Here is a 23,884-nt window from a genome sequence, read left to right as displayed (position 1 = left end):
GGAGATCATCGAAGATCTTCTCTCTCCGGCAAGATTTCTTGCGCGAGTTCCGTTGAATTTTGCGCGCTTGGGCACGCGTCACACTCAGGACACGCAGACGCAGCACTCGTCGACTCCTTCGTGTTCTCTCGAGCAGACCCACGGTGGCGGCACGCTTCTAGACTTGGGCGGTGAGTATCGCGCTAAGGCTCCTGGACGATGTGCGCTGGCACGGCGTCGCCGTCGTGGGCGAGCGCCCGCAAGCGCTGCTCGCGGCCCTGGCCGCACGTCAGGGCCGAGCCGTCGGGGCGGCGGAGCTCATCGAAGCCGTCTGGGGCGATGCCGCGCCGAGCAACGGTGTGAAAAGCCTGCAAGTGCTGGTGTCCCGGACCCGCAGCGCCTGCGGTCCGGAGGTGATCGTCCGCGACGGCACCGGATACCGGCTCGGCGTCGGGCCCGGCGAGGTCGACAGCACCGAACTCAGCCGGCTGGTGCGTGAGGCCACCGCCGCACTGGACACCGACGCCGCACGCGCGGCGGAGCTGGCACAACAGGCACTCACCGTCGTCGGAGGGCAGGATGCGGCCGACAGCGCGGCGGCAGCCACCGGCGCCGTCATCCTCACTAGCGCCAGTGAGGACGACGGGCCGCTCGCCGAGATCCGTCACACCGCGGCCGCACAGCTCGCCGCCGCCCGCACCGTCGCGGCGCGCGCCGCCAGCCGCACCGGCGCCCACGCCCAGGCGCTGCCGCAGCTGGAATCAGCACACGCCGACGCCGCGCACGACGAGTCGCTGCTCGCTGATCTGCTGCGCAGCGAAGCCGCGGTGCGGGGTCCGGCGGCGGCGCTGGAGCGGTTCGAACGGCACCGCCGCGACCTGCGGGAGCGGTTCGGTTCCGACCCTGGCGAGGTGCTGCAGCGGGTGCAGCGCGCTCTGTTGGCGCTGGACCGGCCGGTACGGCACGGTCTGCGGTATGACGCGACCGAGCTGATCGGCCGTGACGCCGACGTGGCGCGGCTGCGCACGGCGCTGGCCGCCTCGCGCGTGGTGTCCATCGTCGGGCCCGGAGGGCTCGGCAAGACCCGGCTGGCGCAGGTCATGGCGCGCCAAGCTGAGCAGCCGGCGGTGTATTTCGTCGAACTCGCCGGTGTCCTGCCCGATGAGGACCTGGCCGTGGAGGTCGGATCGGTGTTGGGGGTGCGGGACTCGGTCAGCGGCCGCGCAGCCCTGACACCGAGGCAGCGCGCTGACTTCACAGCACGGATCGCCCAACAGCTCGCGCAAGTGCCGGGCTTGCTGGTGCTGGACAACTGCGAGCATCTCATCGGCGCGGTCGCGGACCTGGTGGCGTTCCTCATCGCCGCCACCCCGGACCTGCGGGTGCTCACCACCAGCCGCGCGCCGCTGGCTATCGCCGCCGAACGCCTCTACCCCCTGGGCGAGCTCGGCACGGCCGACGGGGTTCAGCTGTTCGCCGAACGGGCTCTGGCCGCCCGGCCCGACGCGCGCCTGGATGCCGACGTCGTCGCCGGGATCGTCCGCCGGCTCGACGGGCTGCCGCTGGCCATCGAACTGGCCGCCGCGAAAGTCCGGGTCATGGCCGTGGAGGACATCGACCGGCGGCTGGCCGACCGGTTCGCGCTGCTGCGCGGCGGCGACCGCAGCGCCCCGGACCGGCACCAGGGGTTGCTGACCGTCATCGAATGGTCCTGGAACCTGCTGGGCGAGGCTGAAAAACAAGCCCTGCGGCGTCTGGCGCTGTTCCACGACGGATTCACCCCGCAAGCCGCCGAAGCAGTCCTGCCGCCGGCCGTCTTCGACGCCGTCCCCGGCTTGGTCGACCAGTCGCTGGTCACGGTGCGGGAAAGCGCGGCCGGTATCAGGTACCGGATGCTGGAGACGGTGCGCGAGTTCGGCCGGATGCAGCTGGCCGCCGCCGGGGAGCAGGACCAGGCGCGCGCCGCGCAGCGCCGGTGGGCTGTGCGGTATGTCTCGGCGCAGCGGCTCGCCTTCTCCGGTCCCGGGCAGTTCGCCGCCATCGACGCGGTCAGCGTGGAGGAGACGAACCTCGCTGACGAGCTGCGCGGCGCGATCGCCGAGGGGGACCGGGAATCGCTGGTGACGCTGCTGGCCGGGCTCGGGACGATGTGGATGATGCGCGGTGAGCATTTCCGGCTGCTGGTCCTGGGCGGCGCGGTCCGGGACGCGTTGAGCGACTGGACACCGCCGCCGCACCTGGCCGACGCCACCCGCGCCGCGGTGGCGATCACGTTGAACAACGCCCTGGCACTGTCCGGGGATCACGGCGCGGATCTGTTCGCGCTGCTGCACCGCCTGGGCCCGGCCAGCGGCGAGGACATCTACCTGGCGGCGCTGGTTGAGGTGCTGCTGACCTGCGCACCGGCGGTCGACGCGGCGTTCCCGGCACGGCTTTGCGCCCTCGCCGCCGGAGCCGACCGGCACACCGCCGGCGTGGCCAGCTTGTGGCTGAGCCGCCATTTCGAGAACGAAGGAGACCTGCCGGCGGCGCTCGCCGCCGCCGAGCGGGTGCTGGCGCTGGCCGAATCCGACGCCGCCGACGGCGTGCAGGCCGGGCCCTGGACGACGGCGATGCCGCACGCGCTGCTGGCCGAGCTGACCATGCAGCTCGGCGACAGCACTGCTGCGATCACGCACGCGAAAGCGGCGCTGCCGGTGGTCGAGCGGCTCGGCGCCAACGACGACGAAGCGCAGCTGCGGGCCCTGCTGGTGCTGTGTGACATCGGTGCCGGAAGGCTGGCCCGCGCCGCCGAACAGCTGGGCCGGATCGACAGCATCGAGATGCGCGCCGCATCTTTCGGCACCGACGTCTTCCGGCACATCTGCCGCGCCGAGCTGCTGCTCGCCTCCGGGCAGATCGCCGACGGGCTGCGGCTGTATCGGGAAAGCTCAGCCCGGATGCGCCAGAGGCAGGTTCCTGAGGCCATGCGCACCGGCACCGAGCTGTGGAGCTACTTCGGCGACGCGCTGGTACTCAACGCGCACGCCTGGTACGCCGCCGACGCCGAGGAGCTGGCCTGCGGACAGGCGAAGTTCACGGCGTGCCGTGCCAGTGCCCTGAAAGTGCTGACCGCCGACAACGAGCGCCTGGACTACCCCGCCGCCGGGCTGCTGCTGTTCGCGTTGGGCGCGTGGGCGCTGCTGCGCAAAGCCGCCGCCGCCACCGACGCGGTGCGGCTGCTGGCGCTGGCGCAGCGGTTCGCCTACAACAGGATGCTGCCGACGATGGCCTGGGACCGGATCCTCGCCGCCGCGAAGGAGGCGCTGCCCGGCGCTCTGGAGCAGATGAGCGCCGAATACGCCGATCGCCGCCCGCCGGACCTGCTGGAGCAGGCCCGGGCGGCGGCGCGGCGGCTGCCTGAGGAATCAGAGGGCAGCTGACAGTGGCTCGCTGACTGTTTCTACAAGTGGCGGCGGTAGCTGCGGGTCGACAGCGGCGCGAACACCGCGATCACCGCGGCGCACGCCAGCAGCGTCCAGCCGACCTCGCCGGACAGCTGGCCGTGGTTGGCCAGCGCGCGCGTGCCGGACACCAGGTGCGAGATCGGGTTGACCTTCACGAAGTCGGCCAGCCAGCGAGGCAGCGTCTGCACCGGCACGAACGCGTTCGACAGGAACGTCAACGGGAACATGATCAGCATCGAGATGCCCTGCACCGACTTGGCACTCTTGGTAATGGTGCCGAGCCACGTGAAGATCCACGCCAGCGACCACCCGGTGACGATCGCCAGCACCATCGCACCGGCCACCCCCACCACCCCGCCACCGGGACGGTAGCCGATGATCAGACCCGCCACGAACGTCAAACCGGCGGCGATCAGATAGCGCACCAGATCGGCGATCATCGGCCCGGCCAGCGGCGCGATCCGCGCCATCGGCAGCGACTTGAACCGGTCGAACACCCCCTTCTCCATGTCCTCCCGCAACTGCACCCCCGTCGACATGCACGTCGTCAGCACCGTCTGCGCCACGATCCCAGGAATGAGCACCGGCAGATACGCACTGACCCCGCCGGAAATCGCACCGCCGAAGATGTAGGCGAACATCGCCGTGAACAGCAGCGGCTGAATCGTCACATCAAAGAACTGCTCCGGATTACGCCGCATCTTCTTCAACGCCCGCCACGCCATCACCAACGTCTGCCCGGCGATCTCACCGGCGGTGCTATGCGCCCGAGCAGCAGCGACAGCCGCCGCCGGATCGACGAGGCGCGGCGCAGCGGGCTTGGTCGCCGGCAGGGACGCGGTGGCGGTGTTCACTGGGACTCCCGGGCGGTGGTGGTGGCGGACTTCGGGGCGGAGGCTGTGGCTTCTGCGGCGGTGGCGGCTGGCCTGGAGACGGCAGTAGCAATGGCAGCTGGGGCGTTGGCGGAGGCGGAGGCGGAGGCTGGCCTGGAGACGGCGGAGGCGGCTGGGGCATCGGCGGCGGCTGGCCTCGAAGCGGAGTCGGCGGCGGCGAATGCGGTTGTTGATGTCGCGGTCCTGGTCCCGGTGCCAGTGCCGATGCCAGTGCCAGTGCGAGTCGCGGTCCCGGTGCCGGGCTTGCCTTGGCTACCGATGCCGATGCCGATGCTTTTGCTATTGCCGGGCGCGCCGGAGTCGCCGGGCCCGCCACGATCGTCGCCGCGGCCGTCGTCATCGCCGGGGTCGTCATCACCGGATTCGGCGCCGTGGCCGGTGAGGGCGAGGAACACCTCGTCCAGCGTCGGCTGCGCCACACTCACCGACGCGATCGACACCCCGGTCTGCCGCAGTCCGATGAGGATGTCCGCGGCACGGTCGGCGTCGTCCAACGGCACGTTCATCCGCCCCGACTCCGGACTCAGCACCGGCTCGACACCGGCGACCCGCAGCACCACCTGCCGTGCCTGCTCCTGATCGGCGCCCGCAGCCAGCTGCAACTGCAACGTGGAGTTGCCGACGGAGGCCTTCAGCTGCTCCGGCGTACCCTCAGCGACCTTGCGCCCCCGGTCCAGCACCGCGATCCGCCCCGCCAGCTGATCCGCCTCATCCAGATACTGCGTCGTCAGCAGCACCGTGCAGCCCTCCGTGACCAGCCCGCGGATCGTGTCCCACATCTCCCCGCGGGTCCGCGGATCCAGCCCGGTCGTCGGCTCATCCAGGAAGATCAGCGGCGGACGCGTGATCAGGCTCGCCGCCAAATCCAGCCGCCGCCGCATCCCCCCAGAGAACTGCGCGATCGGCCGCTCCGCCGCCTCCTCCAAACTGAACTGCCCCAGCAGCCGCCGCGCAGTGGCCTTGGCATCAGCGGACCGCAACCCCTGCAACCGCCCGAACATCCACAGGTTCTCCACCGCCGTCAATTCCTCATCGACCGACGCGTACTGCCCCGTGATCCCGATCAGCTGCCGAATCCGATGCGGCTCGGCAGCCACATCCACTCCGAAGATCCGCGCCTGCCCGGCATCGATCGGCAACAGCGTCGCCAACATCCGCAACGCCGTGGTCTTGCCCGCCCCATTCGGCCCGAGCACCCCGTAAATCTCCCCCTGCCGAATCTCCAAGTCGATCCCGTCGACAGCCCGGAACGTCCCGAAATCCTTACGCAGCCCGACCGCCTCCACGGCGTTGATCGCTGATGTCATCTGCCTCGCACCCCTTCACACCCTCGTGGACTCACAGGGGGAACGTACGCACCGCCGGCTTCACCACGGCTACACGGCGGTATCACGGGCACCCGAGTGGTCCAGACCAAAACTTTGGTCTAGACCCTTGACCCGCCCCGACGCCGGGAGTTCAATCCTGACGTGAACTAAGTCGTGAATTAAAGCTCTGCCACACCCTTTGCGCGACTGACCACCCCATGCAGGGCCGCTTGGCGCTACCCCCATGCCTTTTTCCGCCGTGGGCGATCGCCGCACCGCGCCAGCTGGCCGCGCCGTTCATCAGAGCTCAGCACCAGCCATCAACGTCATCAACGCTCAGGCACCCGCCACCCCAGGAAGGAACCGACCGGATGAAACCGACCCGACAATCCCAACGGCGACCGCATCCACGCACCCGGATACGGCCCACCCTGCACCGCCTCGCCGCGATGCTCGGCGCCGTCGTCCTGCTCACCGGCATCGGTATCGGCACCGCCAGCCTCGCCCAAGCCGCCGGCACCGGCCAGATCACCGGCTACCAGGGCCTGTGCCTGGACGACCGCAGCGCCAGTACCGCGCAGTACAACCCGGTGCAGGTCTACACGTGCAACGGAAGCGGCGCCCAACAGTGGACCGTCGCCTCCAACGGCAGCCTTCAGGTGCTGGGCATGTGCCTGGACGTGTACGCCGCCGGCACCGCCAACGGCACCAAAGTCGACCTGTACTCCTGCAACGGCACCGCCGCGCAGGTCTGGCAGCCTCAGTCCAACGGCGCGCTGCTCAACCCCAACTCCGGCAAGTGCCTGGACGACACCGGTTGGGGCGGCGCGGGCACGCAGGTCCAGATCTGGGACTGCGCGGGATCTGCCAACCAGTCCTGGACCCTGCCCAACGGCAGCGGAGGCGGCGGCGGGACCGGCGGCTTCGTCGTCAGCCAGGCCCAGTTCAACCAGATGTTCCCGAACCGGAATTCCTTCTACACCTACTCCGGTCTGGTCGCGGCGTTGAGTGCCTACCCCGCGTTCGCCACCACCGGCAGCGCCACCGTGCAGAAGCAGGAAGCCGCAGCCTTCCTGGCCAATGTGGACCACGAAACCGGCGGACTGGTCTACATCAACGAAATCGACCAATCCGGCAACTACTGCGCCAGCGAATCCTACGGCTGCCCCGCAGGCACCTACGCCTACTACGGCCGCGGACCGCTGCAACTGTCCTGGAACTTCAACTACTACGCCGCCGGCAACGCCCTGGGCATCGACCTCCTGCACAACCCCAACCTCGTCGCCACAGACTCCGCCACCTCCTGGAAAACCGCCATCTGGTACTGGTTCACCGGCACCGGCAACGGCTCCCTGACCTCCCATCAGGCCATGACAACAGGAGCCGGCTTCGGCGCCACCATCCGCGCCATCAACGACATCGAATGCAACGGCGGCAACACCGGCGAAATGCAAGACCGCGTCAACGACTACGAATCCTTCACGTCCATCCTGGGCGTCACCGCCGGCGGAAACCTCACCTGCTGATGCTGCGACCCCACAAGCACTAGCGCAGCATCCCCCCGCGTGCCCGGCCGCCAGATTCACGACCCCGGCCGGGCACGCGGCCCCGCCCCCCGCCTACAACCCCAGACCGAAACCGCTCATCTCAAACCCGGCGGCAACGTGAACGAAGCCTTCGGATAGTCGATGCCGCTGTTGCCACACGCGCTCGCCCGACCGTCCTTGTCGCCGGCATACAGCTTGCAGCCCGAACACGCGCCGATGGTGACCGTGCCGGTCGCCGGCGGCTCGGCGCCCGGGCCCGCGGCCCGCCCCGACCCCCCGCGCGTGATCAGCCGCTGAGGTGTCACAGATAGCATGCGGCGGTGAGTCTTACCGCGCGCCTGGGTCGAATAGCCCGCTCTGCCGTCTCCGACATCTCCCCGCTGCGGGAGTCGCCGGCCTACCGGCGGCTGTTCGCCGGGCAGGCGGTGTCCTCGATCGGCACGCAGGTGACGCAGGTCGCGGTCCCGTTGCAGGTGTACGCGATCACCCACTCCTCGCTGGATGTGGGTCTGGCCAGCTTGACCGCGCTGATTCCGCTGATCTTCTTCGGGTTGTACGGCGGCGCGATCGCCGATGCTGTCGACCGGCGCAAGCTGCTGCTGGTCACCTCGGTCGGGACCATGGCCGTCAGCCTCGTGCTGTTCGCCCAAGCCGCTGCCGGGATGCGCGACGTGCCGCTGCTGCTGGTGTGCGTGGCTACCCAGGCCGGGTTCGCCGCCGTCGACGCCCCGGCGCGGCGCTCGCTGACGCCGGTGCTGGTCCGTGCCGAGAAACTGGGCGCCGCCAACACCTTGTCCTACGGCAGCATGACGTTCTCGGTCATCGTCGGTCCGCTGGCCGCCGGTGTCGCGGTCGGTGTCGGCGGCTTCCAGTGGGCCTACGGCATCGACGTGCTGACGTTCTTCGCCGCGCTGTACGCGGTGCTGCGGCTCCCGGCGCTGCCCGCGGGCGCCGACGCGCCGCGCGCCGGACTGGCCTCGGTGCTGGAGGGTCTGCGGTTCATCCGCGGCGAGCGCATCATCACCGCCTCGTTCCTCGCCGACATCAATGCCATGATCTTCGGCATGCCCAAGGCGTTGTATCCGGCGCTGGCGTACGGCCAGTACCACGGCGGCGCCACCACAGCCAGCCTCATGTACGCCGCGCCGGCAGCCGGGGCGCTGCTGGTGACCGGCTTCGGCGGTCTGCTGACCCGGGTCAGCCGCCAAGGGTTGGGCGTGGTGCTGGCGATCGTGGTGTGGGGCGCCTCCATCGCCGCGTTCGGCGCGGTGTCGCTGCTGTGGGTCGGGCTGCTCATGCTGGCGTCGGCAGGCGCGGCAGACCAGGTCAGCGCCGTGTACCGGTCGACGATGATGCAGGTCGCCACACCGGCGGGCATGCAGGGGCGGCTGCAGGGCGTGTACATGGTGGTCGTCGCCGGCGGTCCGCGCCTGGGCGACTTGGAATCCGGCGCGGCCGCGACCGCGTTCACCCCGCGTGTCTCCGTGGTCTCCGGCGGCCTGGCGTGCCTGGCCGGGATCGGTCTGCTCGCCGCCGCGGTGCCCTCGCTGCTGCGGTACGACGCGCGCCAAGCCGTCGCCGCAGCTGCGGCGCGCACGCAAGGGTTGGAGACCTCGCCGAGCCCGTCGGCTACCTGAGATCCCCGCGAGCCGGGAGGTCCAGCGCGAGGCGCTGCGGCACGCTGTCCAGCACCAGCGCTGCCGCGCCGCGTACGCCCGCGCTGTCGCCGAGGGTGCTCGGCACGATCCGCAGCCGCTGATTCAGCGATCCCATGGTGCCGCGGCGCAGAGTCCTGCGGATCGGCTCCAGCAGCGCCTCACCGGCCTCGGCCAGATCGCCGCCGATGACGACCAGCTGCGGGTTGAGCAGCTGTACCGCCGCGGACAGGGCGCGGCCGACCGCTTCCCCGGCGTCCTCGACAACGCGCAGCGCGCCGCGGTCGCCTCGGCGCAGCAGCTCCGGCAGGTCGATGCTGTCGGCCGGCTGTCCCCAGCTGCGCGCCAACAACCCGGCGATCGCCGCGGGGCTGGCGACGGTTTCCAAACAGCCGCGGCTGCCGCAGCGGCACACCGCGCCGTTCAGCTCGACCATCACATGCCCGAGCTCGCCGGCGAGGCCGTGGTGGCCCAGGAGCATGCGGCCTTCGCTCATCATGCCGGCGCCGATACCGGCGGCGAGGCGGACGTAGACGACGTTGGTGGCCTCCCGCGCGGCGCCGAAGCGGCGCTCTGCCAGGACGCCGGCGTTGGCGTCGTTGATGATCTGCGTCGGCAGTCCGGTGCGCTCTGCCAGGTCGTCGGCGGGCCGGGTGCCGACCCAGCCGGGCATGATGCCCTCGGCGTGCAAGCCGCCGGTGGTTTTGTCCACGGGGCAGGCGATGCCCAACCCCAGCCCGAGGATCTTGTGTGGCGGGACCGCGGTGTCCTTGACGGCTTCGGCGATGAGGCGCACGGCGGTGTCCAGCGCGCGCCGCGGGTCGTCGTCGACGGCCAGGGCCTCGGTGCGGTCCCAGCGGGGCGTTCCGACGACATCGGTCACAATGGCGCGGACGTGATCGTGGCCGACGTCCAGGCCGACGGCGTAGGCGGCCTCCGGTTCCAGGCGCAGCAGGAGCGGCGGGCGGCCGGTGCGCTGGCCGGGCGCGGCGCCGGCGGCGGCGGCGGCGGCGGTGTCGGAATTCTCGCGGACGTCGGGACTCTCGCGGACCAGGCCCGCGGAGATCAGGTCGAAGATGACGGAGCTGACGGTGGTGCGGGCCAGTCCGGTGTGCCGCACCAGGTCGGCGCGGGAGAGCCGGGCGTGGCTGGTGAGGGCTTGCAGGATGCGGACCCGCCCCAGGTTGTGCAGGTTGATCGGGGTTTGGGGCGCGGCCTGCGTGTCGCCGGCAGTCGAGTGCACGCCAGCACCATAGCAACGTACTAAATCCTGACCTAGTCAAAACTAGTCCGCGAGATGTTTCGCAGACCTTGACTTTCGCGCATACTCGGCTGAATGTGAGGGGCGGCGCCGTAGCTTCTCCGGGTCCTGACACCGTGCCGGTGGGACGCCCCGGCGCGCAGCGAGTGCTCCAGCAGGCATCCAGTTCGGAGGCGCAATGGAACAGCACGAACGCACCACCCGGCCCAGAGGGCGAAGGGCCGTCCACGCCACGCTCGCTGTGGCGCTCGGGCTGGGTATCGCGGTGGCCGCCGCCCCAGCCTCGTCAGCCGGAGCAGCCGGAGCAGCGGGAGCAGCCGGCGCGCAGGCGGCGCAGGCGGCGCAGAAGAAGACGCCGCTGCCGATCTACCTCGACACCCACTACAGCGCGCAGGCGCGCGCCGCCGATCTGGTGTCGCGGATGACGCTGCCGGAGAAGGTGGAGCAGCTGAGCACCAACAGCGGCCCGGCGATTCCGCGGCTGGGGGTGCAGCAGTACACGTATTGGAGCGAGGGCCAGCACGGTGTCAACACCCTCGGCGCCAATCAGGACAACGGCGGCAACGGCGGGGCGGTGCACTCCACGAGCTTCCCGACGAACTTCGCCAGCACCATGTCCTGGGATCCGAGCCTGATCTATCAGGAGACGACTGCGATATCCGATGAGGCTCGCGGCTTCTTGGACAAGTCGCTGTTCGGGGTGAACCAGAACAACCTGGGCCCGTCGGCCGCCGACTACGGCAGCCTGACGTTCTGGGCTCCGACGGTGAACATGGACCGCGATCCCCGCTGGGGTCGGACCGACGAGGCGTTCGGCGAGGACCCGTATCTGACCTCGACGATGGCCGGGGCGTTCGTCAACGGCTATGAGGGCAACACTCCGACCGGGCAGTCCAAGACCGGGACGTTGAAGGTCGCGGCGACGGCGAAGCACTATGCGCTCAACGACGTCGAGCAGGACCGCACCGGTATCTCCTCTAATGTCAGCGACACCGATCTGCACGACTACTACACCAAGCAGTTCGCGAGCTTGATCGAGAACGCGCACGTCTCAGGGCTGATGACCTCCTACAACGCGATCAACGGCACCCCGTCGGTGGCGGACACCTATACCGCCAACCAGCTCGCGCAGCGCCAGTTCGGCTTCAACGGCTACGTGACCTCCGACTGCGGCGCCATCGGCACCGCGTATCAGAGCTTCCCCAGCGGCCATGACTGGGCGCCGCCGGGCTGGACCACCGACGGCAAGAGCTCCACCGGGACGTGGACGAACACCGCGACCGGCGCCACCGTGCCGGCGCAGGCCGGCGGCCAGGCCTATGCGCTGCGCGCGGGCACTGACTTGAACTGTGCTGGAGGCGAGAACACCTACGCGCAGATCACCGCGGCGATCAGCGCCGGGGTCCTGAGCGAAGGCGTCATCGACAACGCGCTGGTGAAGATCTTCACGGTGCGCGTCGAGACCGGCGAGTTCGACCCGGCCGGGTCCAACCCGTACACCGGCATCACCAAGGCGCAGATCCAGAGCCCGGCGCACCAGGCGCTGGCGACGAAGGTCGCGGACAACTCGCTGGTGCTGCTGAAGAACCAGCCGCCGGCGGCGTCCGGCACGTCGACCACCCCGCCCGCGGCGTCCAGCGCGGCGTCCAGCGCGGCAGCGGCGGCCAAGCCGCTGCTTCCGCTGTCGGCAGCGGCCACCGCCAAGATCGTGATCGTCGGTGACATGGCGAACGCCGTCACCCTCGGCAACTACTCCAGCGACCCGGCGCTGAAGGTCAGCCCGGTGCAGGGCATCACCGCCGCGGTGCGCAAGGCCAACCCCGGGGCGAGCGTGACCTTCGACGCCTGCGGCACCTCCACCACGGCGAGCGCCGCCGCGTCCTGCTCGGCGCAGACTCTCGCCGACGTCGCCGGCGCCGATGCGGTGATCGTGTTCGTCGGCACCAACCAGCAGATCGCCGACGAGGGCAAGGACCGCACGTCCATCGCGATGCCCGGCAACTACGACTCGCTGATCTCGCAGGTCGCGGCGGTCGGCAACCCGCGGATGGTGCTGGCGGTCCAGTCCGGCGGCCCGGTGCGGATCGACGACGTCCAGAAGGACTTCGCCTCGATCGTGTTCAGCGGCTTCAACGGCGAGAGCCAGGGCACCGCGTTGGCCGATGTGCTGTTCGGCGCGCAGAACCCCGACGGGCACCTGGACTTCACCTGGTACGCCGACGACTCGCAGCTTCCGGCGATGTCGAACTACGGCCTGACCCCGGCGCAGACCGGCGGTCTGGGCCGGACGTACATGTACTTCACCGGCACTCCGACCTACCCGTTCGGCTACGGCCTGAGCTACTCCACGTTCTCCTTCTCCGGTGTTCACGCCGAGGGCCGCAGCGTTGACGCCAACGGCAGCCAGAGCGTGTCGGTGACGGTGAAGAACACCGGCAAGACCGCGGGCAGCACCGTGGCGCAGCTGTACGCGCAGCCGAAGTTCACGGTCGCCGGGCAAACGTTCCCGAACGAGCAGCTGGTCGGGTTCGCCAAGAGCAAGGTGCTCAAGCCCGGCGAGAGCCAGCATCTGACGATCACCGCGCACATCCCCGACCTGGGCATCTGGGATCCGGCCACCATGAAGTCGGTCGTGTATGACGGCACCTACTCCTTCGGCGTCGGCGCCGACGCCTCCGACATCCGCGGCAGCGCCGACGTCGCCGTGACCGGCGCTCTGAGCTCGCGCGTCAGCACCGTCACGGTGCAGCCGGACCAGGTCGACTTCCAGGTCGGTCAGAGCCTTGACCTGACGGGCAAGAACCCGTGGATCGCCGATGACACCACCGGCGTCGGCTCGGTCCCGCAGGACCGGAACATGGCCGTCACCGCCGACGGCATCATCGAGGCCGCCGACACCGACGGCAGCTTCGCCGACCTGTCCAAGGCGCACGTCAGCTACCGCAGCAGCGACCCGCGCGTCGCCACCGTCAACGCCAAGGGCGTCCTGACCGCCGTCGGAACGGGAACCGCGGACATCACGGTCACCGTCAACGGCGTGTCCGGGTCCACACCGGTCGTCGTCGGCCACGCGGTGTCGGTGAGCACTCCGGCGCTCGCCCAGCCCGGTCAGACCTCGACAGTCACCACCACGTTCACCAACACCGCCGCTGCCACCGCCTCCTCCTCCGGTGCGGTGAGCAACGTCGCGATGAACCTGGACCTGCCCTCGGGCTGGACGGCGACCGCGACCAGCCCGGCGAGCTTCGCGCACGTCGCAGCCGGGGCGAAGGTCAGCACCACCTGGTCGGTGACAGTGCCGGCCAACACCGGCGGCACGTACACGATCAACGCTGACGCGACCGTCGGCGGGCAGCACGACAGCACCGGCTTCAGCCAGCTGGCGGTGCCGTTCACCTCGCTGCCGGCGGCGTTCAACAACGACGCGATCACCAACGACAGCAACCGCGGCGGCGCCGACCTGGACGGCGCCGGCGCGAGCTTCTCGGCGCAGGCGCTGGCCTCGGTCGGGGTCACCCCCGGCGCGCCGCTGGTCCACGACGGTCTGACCTTCACCTGGCCGGACCGGCAGGTCGGGCAGTCCGACAACGTGGTCGCCGCCGGACAGACCATCGACATCTCCGGCTCGGGCTCCACCCTGGGTCTGCTGGGCACCAGCACCTGGGGAGCCAGCAGCGGCAGCGGCACCATCGCCTACACCGACGGCAGCACCCAGCCGTACACGATCGCGTTCGGCGACTGGGCCAACGGCACACCCCCGACCGGAGGCGACGTCGCGATCCGCGCGCCCTACGGCAACCAGCCGGGGAACCAGACCGGGTGGGCGGCGACCATCGACTACTTCCCCATCACCCTGGACGCGACCAAGACCGTGCAGTCGATCACGTTGCCGCCCGGCAGCGCGCAGCCGCACGGCGGCACCCCGGCGATGCACATCTTCGCCATGTCGATCAAGTCCGACCAGCTGTCCGTCACCGCGCCGACGGCGCTGGCGGCGGGATCGTCGGGCACGGTGACCACGACGCTGACGAACTCCTCGCCGGCGGCGCTGAGCACCGTGGCACTGGCGTTGACGCTGCCGGCCGGGTGGACGGCGACCAACAGCACCCCGGACACGTTCGCCACAGTGGGCGCCGGTGAGACGGTGTCGACGACCTGGTCGGTGTCGGTGCCGGCGACTCAGCAGCCGGGGTCGCAGGTGATCGGCGTGACCGAGAGCGTGGGCGGCGCGCAGGCCGGGATCTCCGGCACGCAGACCACCGTCGCGTACCCGTCGCTGACCGCAGGGTTCAACAACGTGTCCATCACCGATGACGCGAACCACGGACCCGGCAACATCGACGGCGGCGGCAACAGCTTCTCCGCGCAGGCGCTCGCCGCCGCCGGGCTGACCCCGGGTGATGCGTTCACCTTCGACGGGCTCGCCTTCACCTGGCCGGCCGCCGCCGCGGGCACCAGCGACAACGTCGAAGCCGACGGCCGCTCGTTCGCCATTGCCGGCAGCGGCAGCGGCGACGCCAAGCTCGGGTTCCTCGGCGCCGCCGCCAACGGCCAGTCCTCCGGCACCGCGACCATCACCTACACCGACGGCACCACGCAGCAGTTCACCCTCGGGTTCGGCGACTGGGCCTCGACGTCGCCGTTCCCCGGATCGCAGGTCGCGGTGACCTCCGCTTACGGCAACACCTCCAGCGGAACGTCGCCGTGGAAGGCCTCGATCTTCTACGACAGCGTGGCACTGCAGGCTGGCAAGACCGTTGCGACGGTGACGCTGCCGGTCGGCAACTCCTCGCCGCTGCACGTGTTCGCGGCGGCGATCGGCTGATCAACGCAGCGGTTCGTCGGGTCCCGGTGCGCGGTCGTGCACCGGGACCCGACGTGTTTCTTCTCGCGGCTCCGGCACGGTCCCGAATCGGGTCGCGACCAGGTGGTCGGCCCAGTCGTTGAGCGCGTCGGTCACTGCCGGGATGCGCACGCCGGTGGCCTTGGCGAACGCGTTTGCCGCGGCGGTCGGATAGCGGTCGGTCGACAGGAACGACAAGGTCTCGGGGTCTGCTCCGGTCAGCGCGCGCGGCAGCCTTCGGAGCAGCCCGACCGGGATGGAGCGTTTCGGTGCCTTCACGCCGAGGTGATCTGCGATATGCCTTATGAGGTCGGGCAGGTTCGGGGTGGTGTCGTCCAGGATCCAGTACGCCTGCCCGGCGGTGGCCTCGTGCTCGGGGATGTTCGCCAGGACCTGGACGAGGTGGTCGAGGGTGACGACGGGCACGAACACGTCGCGGCCGCCCGGCAGCGCCGGCAGGCGGCCGTGCCACAGGTCGGCGACCATCGTGGCCAGACCGATGTACTGGCCTTCGCCGATGACAGTGCTGGGGTTGGCGATGGTCAGCGGCACGCCGAGTTCGCGGGCGCGGGTGCGCACGACCGCGTCCCCTTCGATCTTCGAGGCCTCATACGCGCCGAGTTTGCGGTAGTCCGGCGGCGGGCTGTCGGCGCCGGAGACGCGGTAGCCGCTGATGTGGACCAGGCGGCGCAGGTTCGGGCGTGCCGCGGCCCATTGCACGACGTGGCGCGCGCCGGTGACGTTGGCGGCTTTGGCTTCGGCGGCGGTGAGGCCGAAGGCGTAGCGGCCGGCGGTGTTGTAGACGTCGCGGATGCCGGCGAGGGTGTCGGGGGGTATGCCGAGGTGCTCGGTGGTGATGTCGGCTTCGACGATGGTCAGGTGGGTGGTGTCGGTGTGGTGGTCGGCGAGCCAGGCTGTGAGGCGGTCGCCGGATGTGCGGGCGTCGCGGACCGCGGCGGCGACGTGGTGTCCGCGCGCCAGGAGTTCGCGGACGAGGGGGCGGCCGATGAAGCCGGTGGCGCCGAAGACGATCGTGTCGGGCATGGTCCTCCTTCTCAATCAGTAGATCGGTCTGCATATTTTTGCCGCGCGACTCGTCCCTGTGGCGCCGTGCGAGCTGAGCCCTCGGCTACAGCAGCGTGGCGACGACGCGCTTGACGCGCTCCAAGGGTTCGCGCTGCTGGTGGACGCGGGCGAGCAGCAAGGCGCCTTCGATGAGGGCGAGGATCGCGGTGGCGGTGTCGTCCGGCGTCGGGTGGCCGTCGGCGCTCAGGCGTGCGGCGAGCGCGCTTTCCCAGCTGCGGTAGATGTCGCTGCACACCTCGCGCAGGGTGTCGCTGGATGCGGAGATGTCCAGGGCCACGGTCGCCACCGGGCAGCCTTTGCGCCAGCTGGAGGCTTCCAGCCGGTCGGCCAGTGCGTCCAGCAGGCCGGTGACGGCGGCGGCGGTGTCCGGCGCGGCTTCGGCGACCTCGCGCATGAGGGCGCTGACTTCCTGCCCGCCGCGCCGCAGCGCTTCGGTGACCAGCTGGTCCTTGCCGCCGGGGAAGTGGAAGTAGAGCGAGCCCCGGGGTGCTCCGGCTGCTGCGATCACGGTGTTGAGGCCGGTGCCGAAGTAGCCCGCGGTCTCGATCAGGTCCTGGGTGGCGTCCAGGAGGGAGTCTCGTGTTTGCGTGCCTTTCTCGCCCATCACGTCAAAATAGACCGGTCTCTATATTTTCGCAACGCGGCGCTCGCTGCCCCGCGGCTGCTGGAGCTGCTGGAGGCGCGCGAACTCCCACGGGTCGTGCGCGGCGATGAGCGTGACCTGGTCACCGTGGGCGCGGACCAGTTCGCGTAGCCGGGCCTGGGTGCCGAGCCGCAGGTCGTGGTGGGTCTCGTACGTGGTCTGCACCCAGTTGAGCAGCGGATGCGGTTCCGGCTCGTCGTCGAGTTCGCGGTGGTAGTAGTAGGCATCGCCGCAGTGCAGCAGCCAGTCGTCGCCGTCGCGCACGGCGATACCGGTGTGTCCCTCGGTGTGACCGCCGAGCGGAACCATCAGGATCTCCTCCGACAACCCCTCGGCCTGCTGCGCGCTGAACCCGAACCACTGATCATTGGCCTCGGGCGCATACTGAACCCACTTCGGCCCGTGCTCCCAGTGCGCAGGCCGGTAGCGGGCACTCGGCGCCTGCGCCAGCGCGGCCTCCAGCTCGGCACGCAGCAGGTGAACCTGCGCCTCGGGGAAGTCCGGCAGCCCACCGCAGTGGTCGACGTCCAAGTGGCTGAGGAAGATGTGCCGCACATCCCCGGCACCGAACCCAAGCCCTTCGACCTGCCGAATCGCAGTCTCCTGCTCCGCCAACACAGGCTGCGATGCCTTAACCCACCCAGCACCGAGCACCCCGTCTGGATCAGCGATGTCAACGAGCCCCAACCCCGTCTCCACCAGCACCAACCCATCGCCATCGGTCTCCAGCAGCAGACAGTGGTTCACCGCATGCGCCGCCGCCGGCCCTTCATAGGTGCGCTCGATCTCCCGGACCGACCCGCAGTTCAAGTGATGGATCTTCATGTCTCTCCTCCGTCGGCCGTGCTTCGCGGACGCCTCCATAATATGTAGACCGGTCTAGTTTTAGTCAATGGACCGGTCTACATATTTTCGGCGAGTCCGCCTGTCAGCTGGTCTTGAGGTCGGGGTGGACCTCCTCGACGCGGTCGCGCTTGGCGTACATGTCCCAGTAGAGATCGGCGAGGTCGGCTGGGTCGACGACGGGGAAGGATGCCGCCTTGGGGTCGGTGGCGGCTGCCTGCGCTGCTTCGCTGCCGGTGATGAAGGCGGCGATGGACAGGGTGCCGGCGTAGATGCCCGCGGGGGCGAGTTCGCCGTTGAGGGAGTACAGCCAGTTGCGGGCGGCGGCCATCAGCGGGCCGACGCCGCTCCAGTAGGGCATGGGGTGGACGGCGGTGGCGCCGGTGGTCATCAGGAAGGCGCCGTCGCCGCGCTGCTTCCATTCGGCGAGTACGGCTTGGACGATTGCCAGGGGTGTGAGCAGGAGCAGCGGGATGTCCTGGGCCAGGGCGTCCGGTCGCAGCTCGGCGGCCGGGGTGAAGTGGCTGCCGGGGATCGGGCCGTATTCGATCACGTCGATCTGGCCGAACCGCTCGCGGATCGCCTGCATCAGGGTAGGGATCTCCTCCGGCGCGGACAGGTCGGCGGTGAAGCCGACCGCTTCGATGCCCCCGGCGCTGAGCTCGTCGACCAGGGCATCGAGGCGTTCCTTGCGGCGCGCCACCAGGGCGATGCGGAAGCCCTCGGCGGCGAAGCGTCGGGCGATCGAGGTGCCGAGACCTTGGCCGGCGCCCAGGACAGCGATCACTTTGGACATGGGTGTACTCCTTCAACTACTACGGCAGTGACGGTTGAACGATGACGACGAGCAGACCTGGCCCTGGCTCAGCCTTGACCTTCCACACCAGCGGCGCGCGCCGGGCGGATCCACGTCCTGACCTGCAATTCCTCTCATTTGTTCGTAACGCCATGATGCGCCAGTATTGGAAGCGTTACAAAAGGCACAGCGGTGTGCGCGACGGAGAGGAATGGGCGCCATGCAGGACAGCACCGATATGGAGATGGCGTCCGCGATCGGGCCGTGCGCGAGCATCCCCGCGGACCAGATGGCCTTCATCCGCCAGGTACTCGACCGCGTCGGCGACAAATGGAGCATGCTGATCATCGCCGTCCTCGCCGACAGTCCCCTGCGCTACACCGACCTCCACCGCCAAATCCCCGGCATCTCCCAACGCATGCTCACCCACACCCTCCGCCACCTCCACGAAGACGGCCTCCTCACCCGCACCCCCCACGCCGAAGTCCCCCCACGCGTGGAGTACGCCTTAACCCCCCTCAGCCACGGCCTCCATGAGATCGTCACCCAACTGATCCACTGGGCCTCAACCCACCACGACGAGATCCGCGCGAACCGCTCCAGCACCGGCACGTCCTCATCCCGGTCCTGAGACACCTGGTAGCAAAGAAGTCTCCGACCTTGGTAGGAAGGCGGTATGGACTTCGAGCGCTTCGATGCACGGTCGGCTGCCGATCACGAAATCGAGGAGGTCGCCGAACTGCTCGAAGCGATCGATCTCTTCGACCGCCCCGACGGGCCACATGTGAGCCGGCTGCTCTTGGCGCAACTCCGCGATCCTGTCGCGGAGCCGGAGGTCGAGCGGCAGCTGTGGCTGGCCCGGGAGGCCGGGGAGATGGTCGCCGCCGCCTGGCTGCATCTGCCCCGGGACAAGGAGCAACTGATCGTCGTCCAGGTGCGGATCCGGCCGGATCTGCGTCGGCGTGGGAGGGGCCGCCGCTTCGCCGATGCTCTGATACCTGAGCTGCGGACCATCGGCCGGTCGCAGGTGCTCGGGACGGTGCCCTCCGGCAGCGGCTTCGAGGCCTGGTGCGTCGCTATGGGAATGAGGCCCGCTTCGCGTTTCGTCAACCAGCGGCTGCGGCTCGCCGAGACCGAGCCCGGCCGCTGGGACGTGCCGGATCCCCTGGGCTACCGCATGGCGGCGTGGACAGGAGCCGCACCGGAGGAGCTCCTGGCGTCATACGCGATGGCCCGCCGCGCAATCAGCGACCAGGTGAGCGGGCTCGATACCCGTGAGCCGGACTGGACCCCCGAACTCGTCCGCGCCGTGGAGGCCGAGGCTGCCGAATCCGGCACTGAGATCTGGGCGGTCGCCGCCGTCCACGAGGAAAGCGGCGAGGTGGCGGGCATGACAGATCTCTACATTTTCCGGGCTCAACCCGAGCTCGGTATCCAGCACTACACCGCCGTAGTACGCGGCCATCGCGGCCACGGTCTGGGCCTGGCGATGAAGGCGGCACAACTGCGGCGACTGGCCGCCGAGCGCCCCGGCCTCCTCGAGGTGACGACCCAGACCGGCGACCTGGAGCGCATGGCCGCAATCAGCCGCGAGCTCGGCTTCCAGGATCTGGGAAGCAGCGTTCACCTCGTGGCTGAGCTCGCGGAACTGGCATCGGATCAGGTGAGCGCACCGACGACGCCGGCGTCGTGACCCCCTTGGGAGCCTCGTCCCAAGACCAACTACCTGCTGGCTCAGGCGGATCGCGAGTATTTGCAGTAGGTGTCCTTGTCCAGAGGACCGATGTCCAGGGCCAGGCTGAGCTTGCCCTTGACCGTTGCGAACTGCAGGGGACTGCTGAAGTTCCGGATCACGAGGTCCAGAGTCGGCGGATTCGTGTCGGACTTCCAACCAGACCCTTCGGAGATGGTCCAGCGTGCGTCACCCGAGTAGAGAACATTCGCGTCAGTGAACTTCTCCTGCTCGTTGTAGGACGGAACGTTCGTCAGCGAGGCGCCGCCACCGGGCTTGAGCTCAATCGTCCCGCCGCAGCCTGCGGTCCAGGTTCCCTGGACGTCGTTCGTCCCGACATCACCGTGATAGGTGCGGTAGTTACCTGAGTCGCCGCACGCGGCAAGGCAGCCGACAGCCAGTAACAGCGCTGTGAGCTTGCCGGCGGGAAGGGTCACGGGGCCAGTCTCGCAAGACTCCGCTCATGCCAGCGCCTGCCGCCGTACTCCTCGCGCCGGGTCATTCAATCCAGCCTGCTACTCCGCATAAGAAGCATTATGCGGAGTCGGTTTTCTTGCATAGGTTTACAGAGTTGCGTTGCATTACCTGGTTTGCAAGGTAATGAAATGGTGACGCGACGCGCAACTCTTGGGGAGGCGAGCTTGCCGTCCGCTGCCGGACGCGCGGGGTGTGCGCGCATTCGAACGCTGTGAGTGATGCAACCGGTGGGCCGTCGAATGCGTGCAACGCATGAATGTGTTCCGTGCGAGCAGTGGGGCGGGAGATCGAGTGTTGCGGGAGTTTGCGGGTGAGGGGTCCTTTGGTGGTGGGCTGGGGCGGGTGGTGATGCTTGTGGGGAATTTTGTGGATGGTGATTCGCGGGTGCAGAAGGAGGCTCGGTCGGCGGCGGCTGGGGGGTGGGAGACGTTTTTGGTTGGGCGGTCGCCTGGTGGGGGGCGTGAGGAGTATGGGCTGGGTGGGGCGACTGTTGTTCGCGCGGCTGAGGTGATGACGGCGACGCGGTATCGGGCGTCGCATCCGCGGCGGGGGGTGGGTGGGTTCTTTGCTTATCGGTCGCGGGAGGTCAGCAGGGTGAAGCATCGGCGGCAGCGGATGCGGCAGGAGAACAGTGCGATGGAGCGGGAGCGGCTGGAGCAGCGGCTGGCGTCTGGTTCGGTTAGTCCGATCATTGCGGCTGGGTTGCGGTCGGACTATGCCGTCCGCGCTGCTGCGACTCGCGGTCTCGGCTACTGGGTGGCGGCTCGCAAGCAGGCGTTTGATCGCAACGTCGCGCGCAGCAAAACTGATCCGAACAGTGGTCTGCGCCTGTTGTTGGCCCGGATCGGCGGCGACTCTCCGGCGTGGGATGCCCAGCCGCGGCTGGTCGACTTCGAGGATTCCTTCGGTCCAGTCATCGACGAGCTGGAGCCGGACCTCATCCACGCCAACGACGCGGACATGCTGGGTGTCGCAGCCCGCGCGGTGGTGCGGGCCCGCTCCAGAGGCCGCGACGTCAAGCTGGTCTACGACGCCCACGAGTTCTTCCCCGGCGAGATCCGGCACGGCGACGCCAGCTGGCATGTCGTCATGGCCGGCGAGGAACGCCGCTATCTGCCGCTGGTCGACGGTGTCTGTGCGGCGGCGGAGCACATCGCCACCGCGATGGCCGAGTGTTATCAGCTCTCGACGGTGCCGACCGTGGTCAACAACATGCCCGAACGCTCGACGCTGGTCGGCGTGGGCGAGGAAGTGCCGGGTGTCCGCGGTGACTTGGAGCTGGACGCCGACGTGCCCCTGATCGTGCACGCGGGCATGGTCGCGCCGGTCCGCGGTCTGGATGCGATCGTGCGGGCGCTGGCGGAGCCGGGAATGAGCCACGCGCACTTCGCCATGCTCGTCGGCTCGCGCCAAGGGCATGTGGCTGACCTGGTAGGTCTGGCGGAATCGCTGGACTGCGGGGAGCGCCTGCACCTGCTCGACTACGTGCCGGTCCAGGAGCTGACGGCGTATCTGGCCACTGCAACAGTGGGCGTGGAGCCGTTCCTGCACACTCCGCACCAGGAATTGACCGTCACAACGAAGTTCTGGTCGTACCTGAACGCGCGGCTGCCGATCGTGGTCAGCGACGTGAAAGCCATGTCAGGCCTTGTCGGCGAGATGGGAAACGGCGAGGTGTTCGTGGCAGGTGACGCTCAAAGCGCCGCGGCGGCGCTGCGGAAGGTATTCGAGAACCGGGAACGGTACACCGCCGTCTACGAAGCCGACGGACCCGAGGCGACGCGATTCACCTGGGAGCCACAGGCCGAGAGAATGCTGGCTCTGTACCAGGCGGTCATGCACGCCTGACCTTGGGGCAGCCAGACCGATGCGCGGTGTGACGGGATGCGCGGTGTGGCGGGTGAGAGTGGGGCGCGCGGTCCGGGAGGATGGGGGCGTGAGCGATGAGTTGAGTGGCGGTGGGCGGCCGTTGTGCAAGTTCGAGCGGCTGGGGCGGTGTTCGCGGCCGGTGAAGGAGACGCTGCCCGGAAGCCGGGGGCGGCGGCATGAATACTGCGACGACCCCGGGCACAATGCCGTGACGTTCAATCGGGCGCGCAAGGCTGCTGCTCGAGCTGAGGCCGCCGCCGCTGTCGGGGGTGCGGCGGGAGACGCCGGCGGGGTTGCGGGTGGCGCCCGGGCCGGGATGGGAAGCGGCGCCGGCGGAGGGTTCGGGGGCGGGGCGTTCGGAAGCGGCGGGCTCGGTATCGGCGCGGGCGGTGGTGTGGGGGGCTCGGTCGGTGGCGGGATGCCGGTGACGGCGGCGCGCGCCGGGTTCGAGGCGTCCGGGGTGTCGGTGGCGGCGACGTTGCGGCAGTTGGGGGCGCAGGTCGATTTGTGGTTGGAGCGGGCTGAGGCCATCACCGACCCGGAGAACGTCGAGCGGCAGGTGCGCTCGGTCGAGTTGGATGCTGCGGCGCGGGTGACCGCTGCCGAGCAGGTGGCTGCGGCCGAAGCTGCGCGGCGCGCCGAAGCCGAAGTCGCCGGGCAGGCGGCGAATGCGCGTGCTGAGCAGGCCGGGGCTGATGCCGAGGTGGCGCGGGAGGCGTTGGACGCGGCGGTTGTCGCCCACGCCGAGCAGGAGCACACGCTGAGGCAGGACGCGGCCGAGGAGCTGGCGCGTGTGCGCGAGCAGGGCGAGGCTGCGATCGCGGGGATGCGGGAGCAGGCACGGCGCGAGGTTGAGGCGGCGCGCAGGGATGCTGCCGAGGCCGCGGAGTTGGCGGATCGGACGCGGGCCGAGGCGGCGTTGCAGTTGCAGGCGGCGCGTGAGCAGGCCGAGCTGGTGCGTCAGGCCGCTGATGCGCAGATCGCCGCGGCGGAAGGCAAGGCTGCTGCCTCGGCTGCCGAGGCACAGGCGGTGGCGCAGCGTGCGGCGGCGGAGTTGGAGGCGCTGCGTGCCGGGCTGACCGCGCAGATCCAGAGTGCGAGAGCTGATGCGGAGTCCGCGCACGCTGCCCGGGTCACGGAGAGCGAACGTGCCGATCGGGAGGCGACGGCCCGGCAGGCTGAGGCTGAGCGTGCGGCGCGCGCCGAAGCCGCGGCGGAGGGTGCTGCCGCGCAGATGGAGCAGGTGTCGGCAAGGTGGCAGCAGGACGCGGCAGCGCTGGCGGCCGAGCGTGAGGCAAGGCGGGAAGCTGAGTTGATGGCGGCTTCGCTGCGGGGGGAGTTGGCGGCGGCGGCCCGAGAACGGGATAGCGCTGCGGCGGCGAGAGAACGTGATGGTGCGGCGGCGGCGCGCGTGCCCGGTGGGAGGGTGCCGGATGCGGGACAGCGGGAGCAGGGAACGCGGTAAGAGAAGGAGTTAGAAGAGTTAGAGGGCAAGAGGAAGAGTAAG

At 69.6% G+C, this 23,884-nt stretch carries 16 protein-coding genes and 1 pseudogene; 9 read left to right on the top strand and 8 right to left on the bottom strand.

The window, feature by feature from the left end; all coding sequences use genetic code 11:
• Positions 1 to 170 precede the first annotated feature (170 nt).
• The gene (locus tag CACI_RS23040; protein WP_015793247.1) at positions 171 to 3,401 is read left to right on the top strand and encodes a BTAD domain-containing putative transcriptional regulator; all 3,231 of its coding nucleotides are present in this window, start codon (positions 171 to 173) and stop codon (positions 3,399 to 3,401) included.
• Positions 3,402 to 3,421: 20 nt separating this feature from the next.
• Here CACI_RS23040 and CACI_RS23035 read toward each other — a convergent pair whose 3' ends face one another.
• Positions 3,422 to 4,279 (bottom strand): ABC transporter permease, encoded by an 858-nt coding sequence (locus CACI_RS23035; RefSeq protein ID WP_015793246.1) that lies wholly within the window; start codon positions 4,277 to 4,279, stop codon positions 3,422 to 3,424.
• Between the two features lie 326 nt (positions 4,280 to 4,605).
• A pseudogene (locus tag CACI_RS23030) lies at positions 4,606 to 5,625 on the bottom strand (ATP-binding cassette domain-containing protein); the annotation flags it as partial.
• A gap of 371 nt (positions 5,626 to 5,996) precedes the next feature.
• Here CACI_RS23030 and CACI_RS23025 point away from each other — a divergent pair.
• The 3 genes from CACI_RS23025 to CACI_RS23020 all read left to right on the top strand — a co-directional run bounded on the left by CACI_RS23025 (position 5,997) and on the right by CACI_RS23020 (position 8,809).
• The gene (locus CACI_RS23025) at positions 5,997 to 7,151 is read left to right on the top strand and encodes a glycoside hydrolase family 19 protein (protein WP_015793244.1); all 1,155 of its coding nucleotides are present in this window, start codon (positions 5,997 to 5,999) and stop codon (positions 7,149 to 7,151) included.
• A gap of 162 nt (positions 7,152 to 7,313) precedes the next feature.
• Positions 7,314 to 7,469 (top strand): hypothetical protein, encoded by a 156-nt coding sequence (locus CACI_RS52690; RefSeq protein ID WP_223297218.1) that lies wholly within the window; start codon positions 7,314 to 7,316, stop codon positions 7,467 to 7,469.
• A gap of 23 nt (positions 7,470 to 7,492) precedes the next feature.
• Entirely contained in the window at positions 7,493 to 8,809 is a 1,317-nt protein-coding gene (locus CACI_RS23020) for an MFS transporter (RefSeq protein ID WP_015793243.1), read from the top strand.
• Here CACI_RS23020 and CACI_RS23015 read toward each other — a convergent pair.
• On the bottom strand, positions 8,802 to 10,070 hold the full coding sequence (locus tag CACI_RS23015) for an ROK family transcriptional regulator (RefSeq protein WP_015793242.1): 1,269 nt from the start codon (positions 10,068 to 10,070) through the stop codon (positions 8,802 to 8,804). The genes CACI_RS23020 and CACI_RS23015 overlap by 8 nt on opposite strands.
• A gap of 196 nt (positions 10,071 to 10,266) precedes the next feature.
• Here CACI_RS23015 and CACI_RS53565 point away from each other — a divergent pair, with 196 nt between their 5' ends.
• Positions 10,267 to 14,913, top strand: coding sequence for a glycoside hydrolase family 3 C-terminal domain-containing protein (locus CACI_RS53565; protein ID WP_015793241.1), 4,647 nt, complete (start codon positions 10,267 to 10,269; stop codon positions 14,911 to 14,913).
• Here CACI_RS53565 and CACI_RS23005 read toward each other — a convergent pair whose 3' ends face one another.
• From CACI_RS23005 to CACI_RS22990, 4 genes are all read right to left on the bottom strand, one after another.
• Positions 14,914 to 15,975, bottom strand: a complete 1,062-nt coding sequence (locus CACI_RS23005; protein ID WP_015793240.1) for an SDR family oxidoreductase — start codon at positions 15,973 to 15,975, stop codon at positions 14,914 to 14,916. It lies immediately after the preceding gene.
• 85 nt (positions 15,976 to 16,060) lie between these two features.
• Positions 16,061 to 16,621 (bottom strand): TetR/AcrR family transcriptional regulator, encoded by a 561-nt coding sequence (locus CACI_RS23000; protein WP_015793239.1) that lies wholly within the window; start codon positions 16,619 to 16,621, stop codon positions 16,061 to 16,063.
• Between the two features lie 21 nt (positions 16,622 to 16,642).
• On the bottom strand, positions 16,643 to 17,485 hold the full coding sequence (locus CACI_RS22995; protein ID WP_015793238.1) for an MBL fold metallo-hydrolase: 843 nt from the start codon (positions 17,483 to 17,485) through the stop codon (positions 16,643 to 16,645).
• Positions 17,486 to 17,588: 103 nt separating this feature from the next.
• Positions 17,589 to 18,299, bottom strand: a complete 711-nt coding sequence (locus CACI_RS22990; protein ID WP_015793237.1) for an SDR family NAD(P)-dependent oxidoreductase — start codon at positions 18,297 to 18,299, stop codon at positions 17,589 to 17,591.
• Positions 18,300 to 18,510: 211 nt separating this feature from the next.
• Here CACI_RS22990 and CACI_RS22985 point away from each other — a divergent pair, with 211 nt between their 5' ends.
• Entirely contained in the window at positions 18,511 to 18,930 is a 420-nt protein-coding gene (locus CACI_RS22985; protein ID WP_041540422.1) for a winged helix-turn-helix transcriptional regulator, read from the top strand.
• Between the two features lie 45 nt (positions 18,931 to 18,975).
• Positions 18,976 to 19,992, top strand: coding sequence for an N-acetyltransferase (locus CACI_RS22980; RefSeq protein ID WP_015793235.1), 1,017 nt, complete (start codon positions 18,976 to 18,978; stop codon positions 19,990 to 19,992).
• Between the two features lie 41 nt (positions 19,993 to 20,033).
• Here the strand turns inward: CACI_RS22980 and CACI_RS22975 are convergent, their stop codons facing one another.
• Positions 20,034 to 20,468, bottom strand: a complete 435-nt coding sequence (locus tag CACI_RS22975; RefSeq protein WP_015793234.1) for a hypothetical protein — start codon at positions 20,466 to 20,468, stop codon at positions 20,034 to 20,036.
• 634 nt (positions 20,469 to 21,102) lie between these two features.
• Here CACI_RS22975 and CACI_RS22970 point away from each other — a divergent pair.
• Both CACI_RS22970 and CACI_RS51400 read left to right on the top strand, forming a co-directional pair.
• Complete coding sequence (locus tag CACI_RS22970; RefSeq protein ID WP_223297217.1) at positions 21,103 to 22,356, top strand: glycosyltransferase; 1,254 nt, start codon at positions 21,103 to 21,105, stop codon at positions 22,354 to 22,356.
• An 88-nt stretch (positions 22,357 to 22,444) separates the two neighbouring features.
• Positions 22,445 to 23,842, top strand: coding sequence for a hypothetical protein (locus tag CACI_RS51400; protein WP_015793232.1), 1,398 nt, complete (start codon positions 22,445 to 22,447; stop codon positions 23,840 to 23,842).
• The last annotated feature ends 42 nt before the right edge of the window (positions 23,843 to 23,884 follow it).

The sequence above is a fragment of the Catenulispora acidiphila DSM 44928 genome, from assembly GCF_000024025.1.
Classification (GTDB): domain Bacteria; phylum Actinomycetota; class Actinomycetes; order Streptomycetales; family Catenulisporaceae; genus Catenulispora; species Catenulispora acidiphila.
The sequence above is the reverse complement of the archived record's forward strand: the minus strand, read 5'-3'. Positions and strand labels throughout refer to the sequence as shown.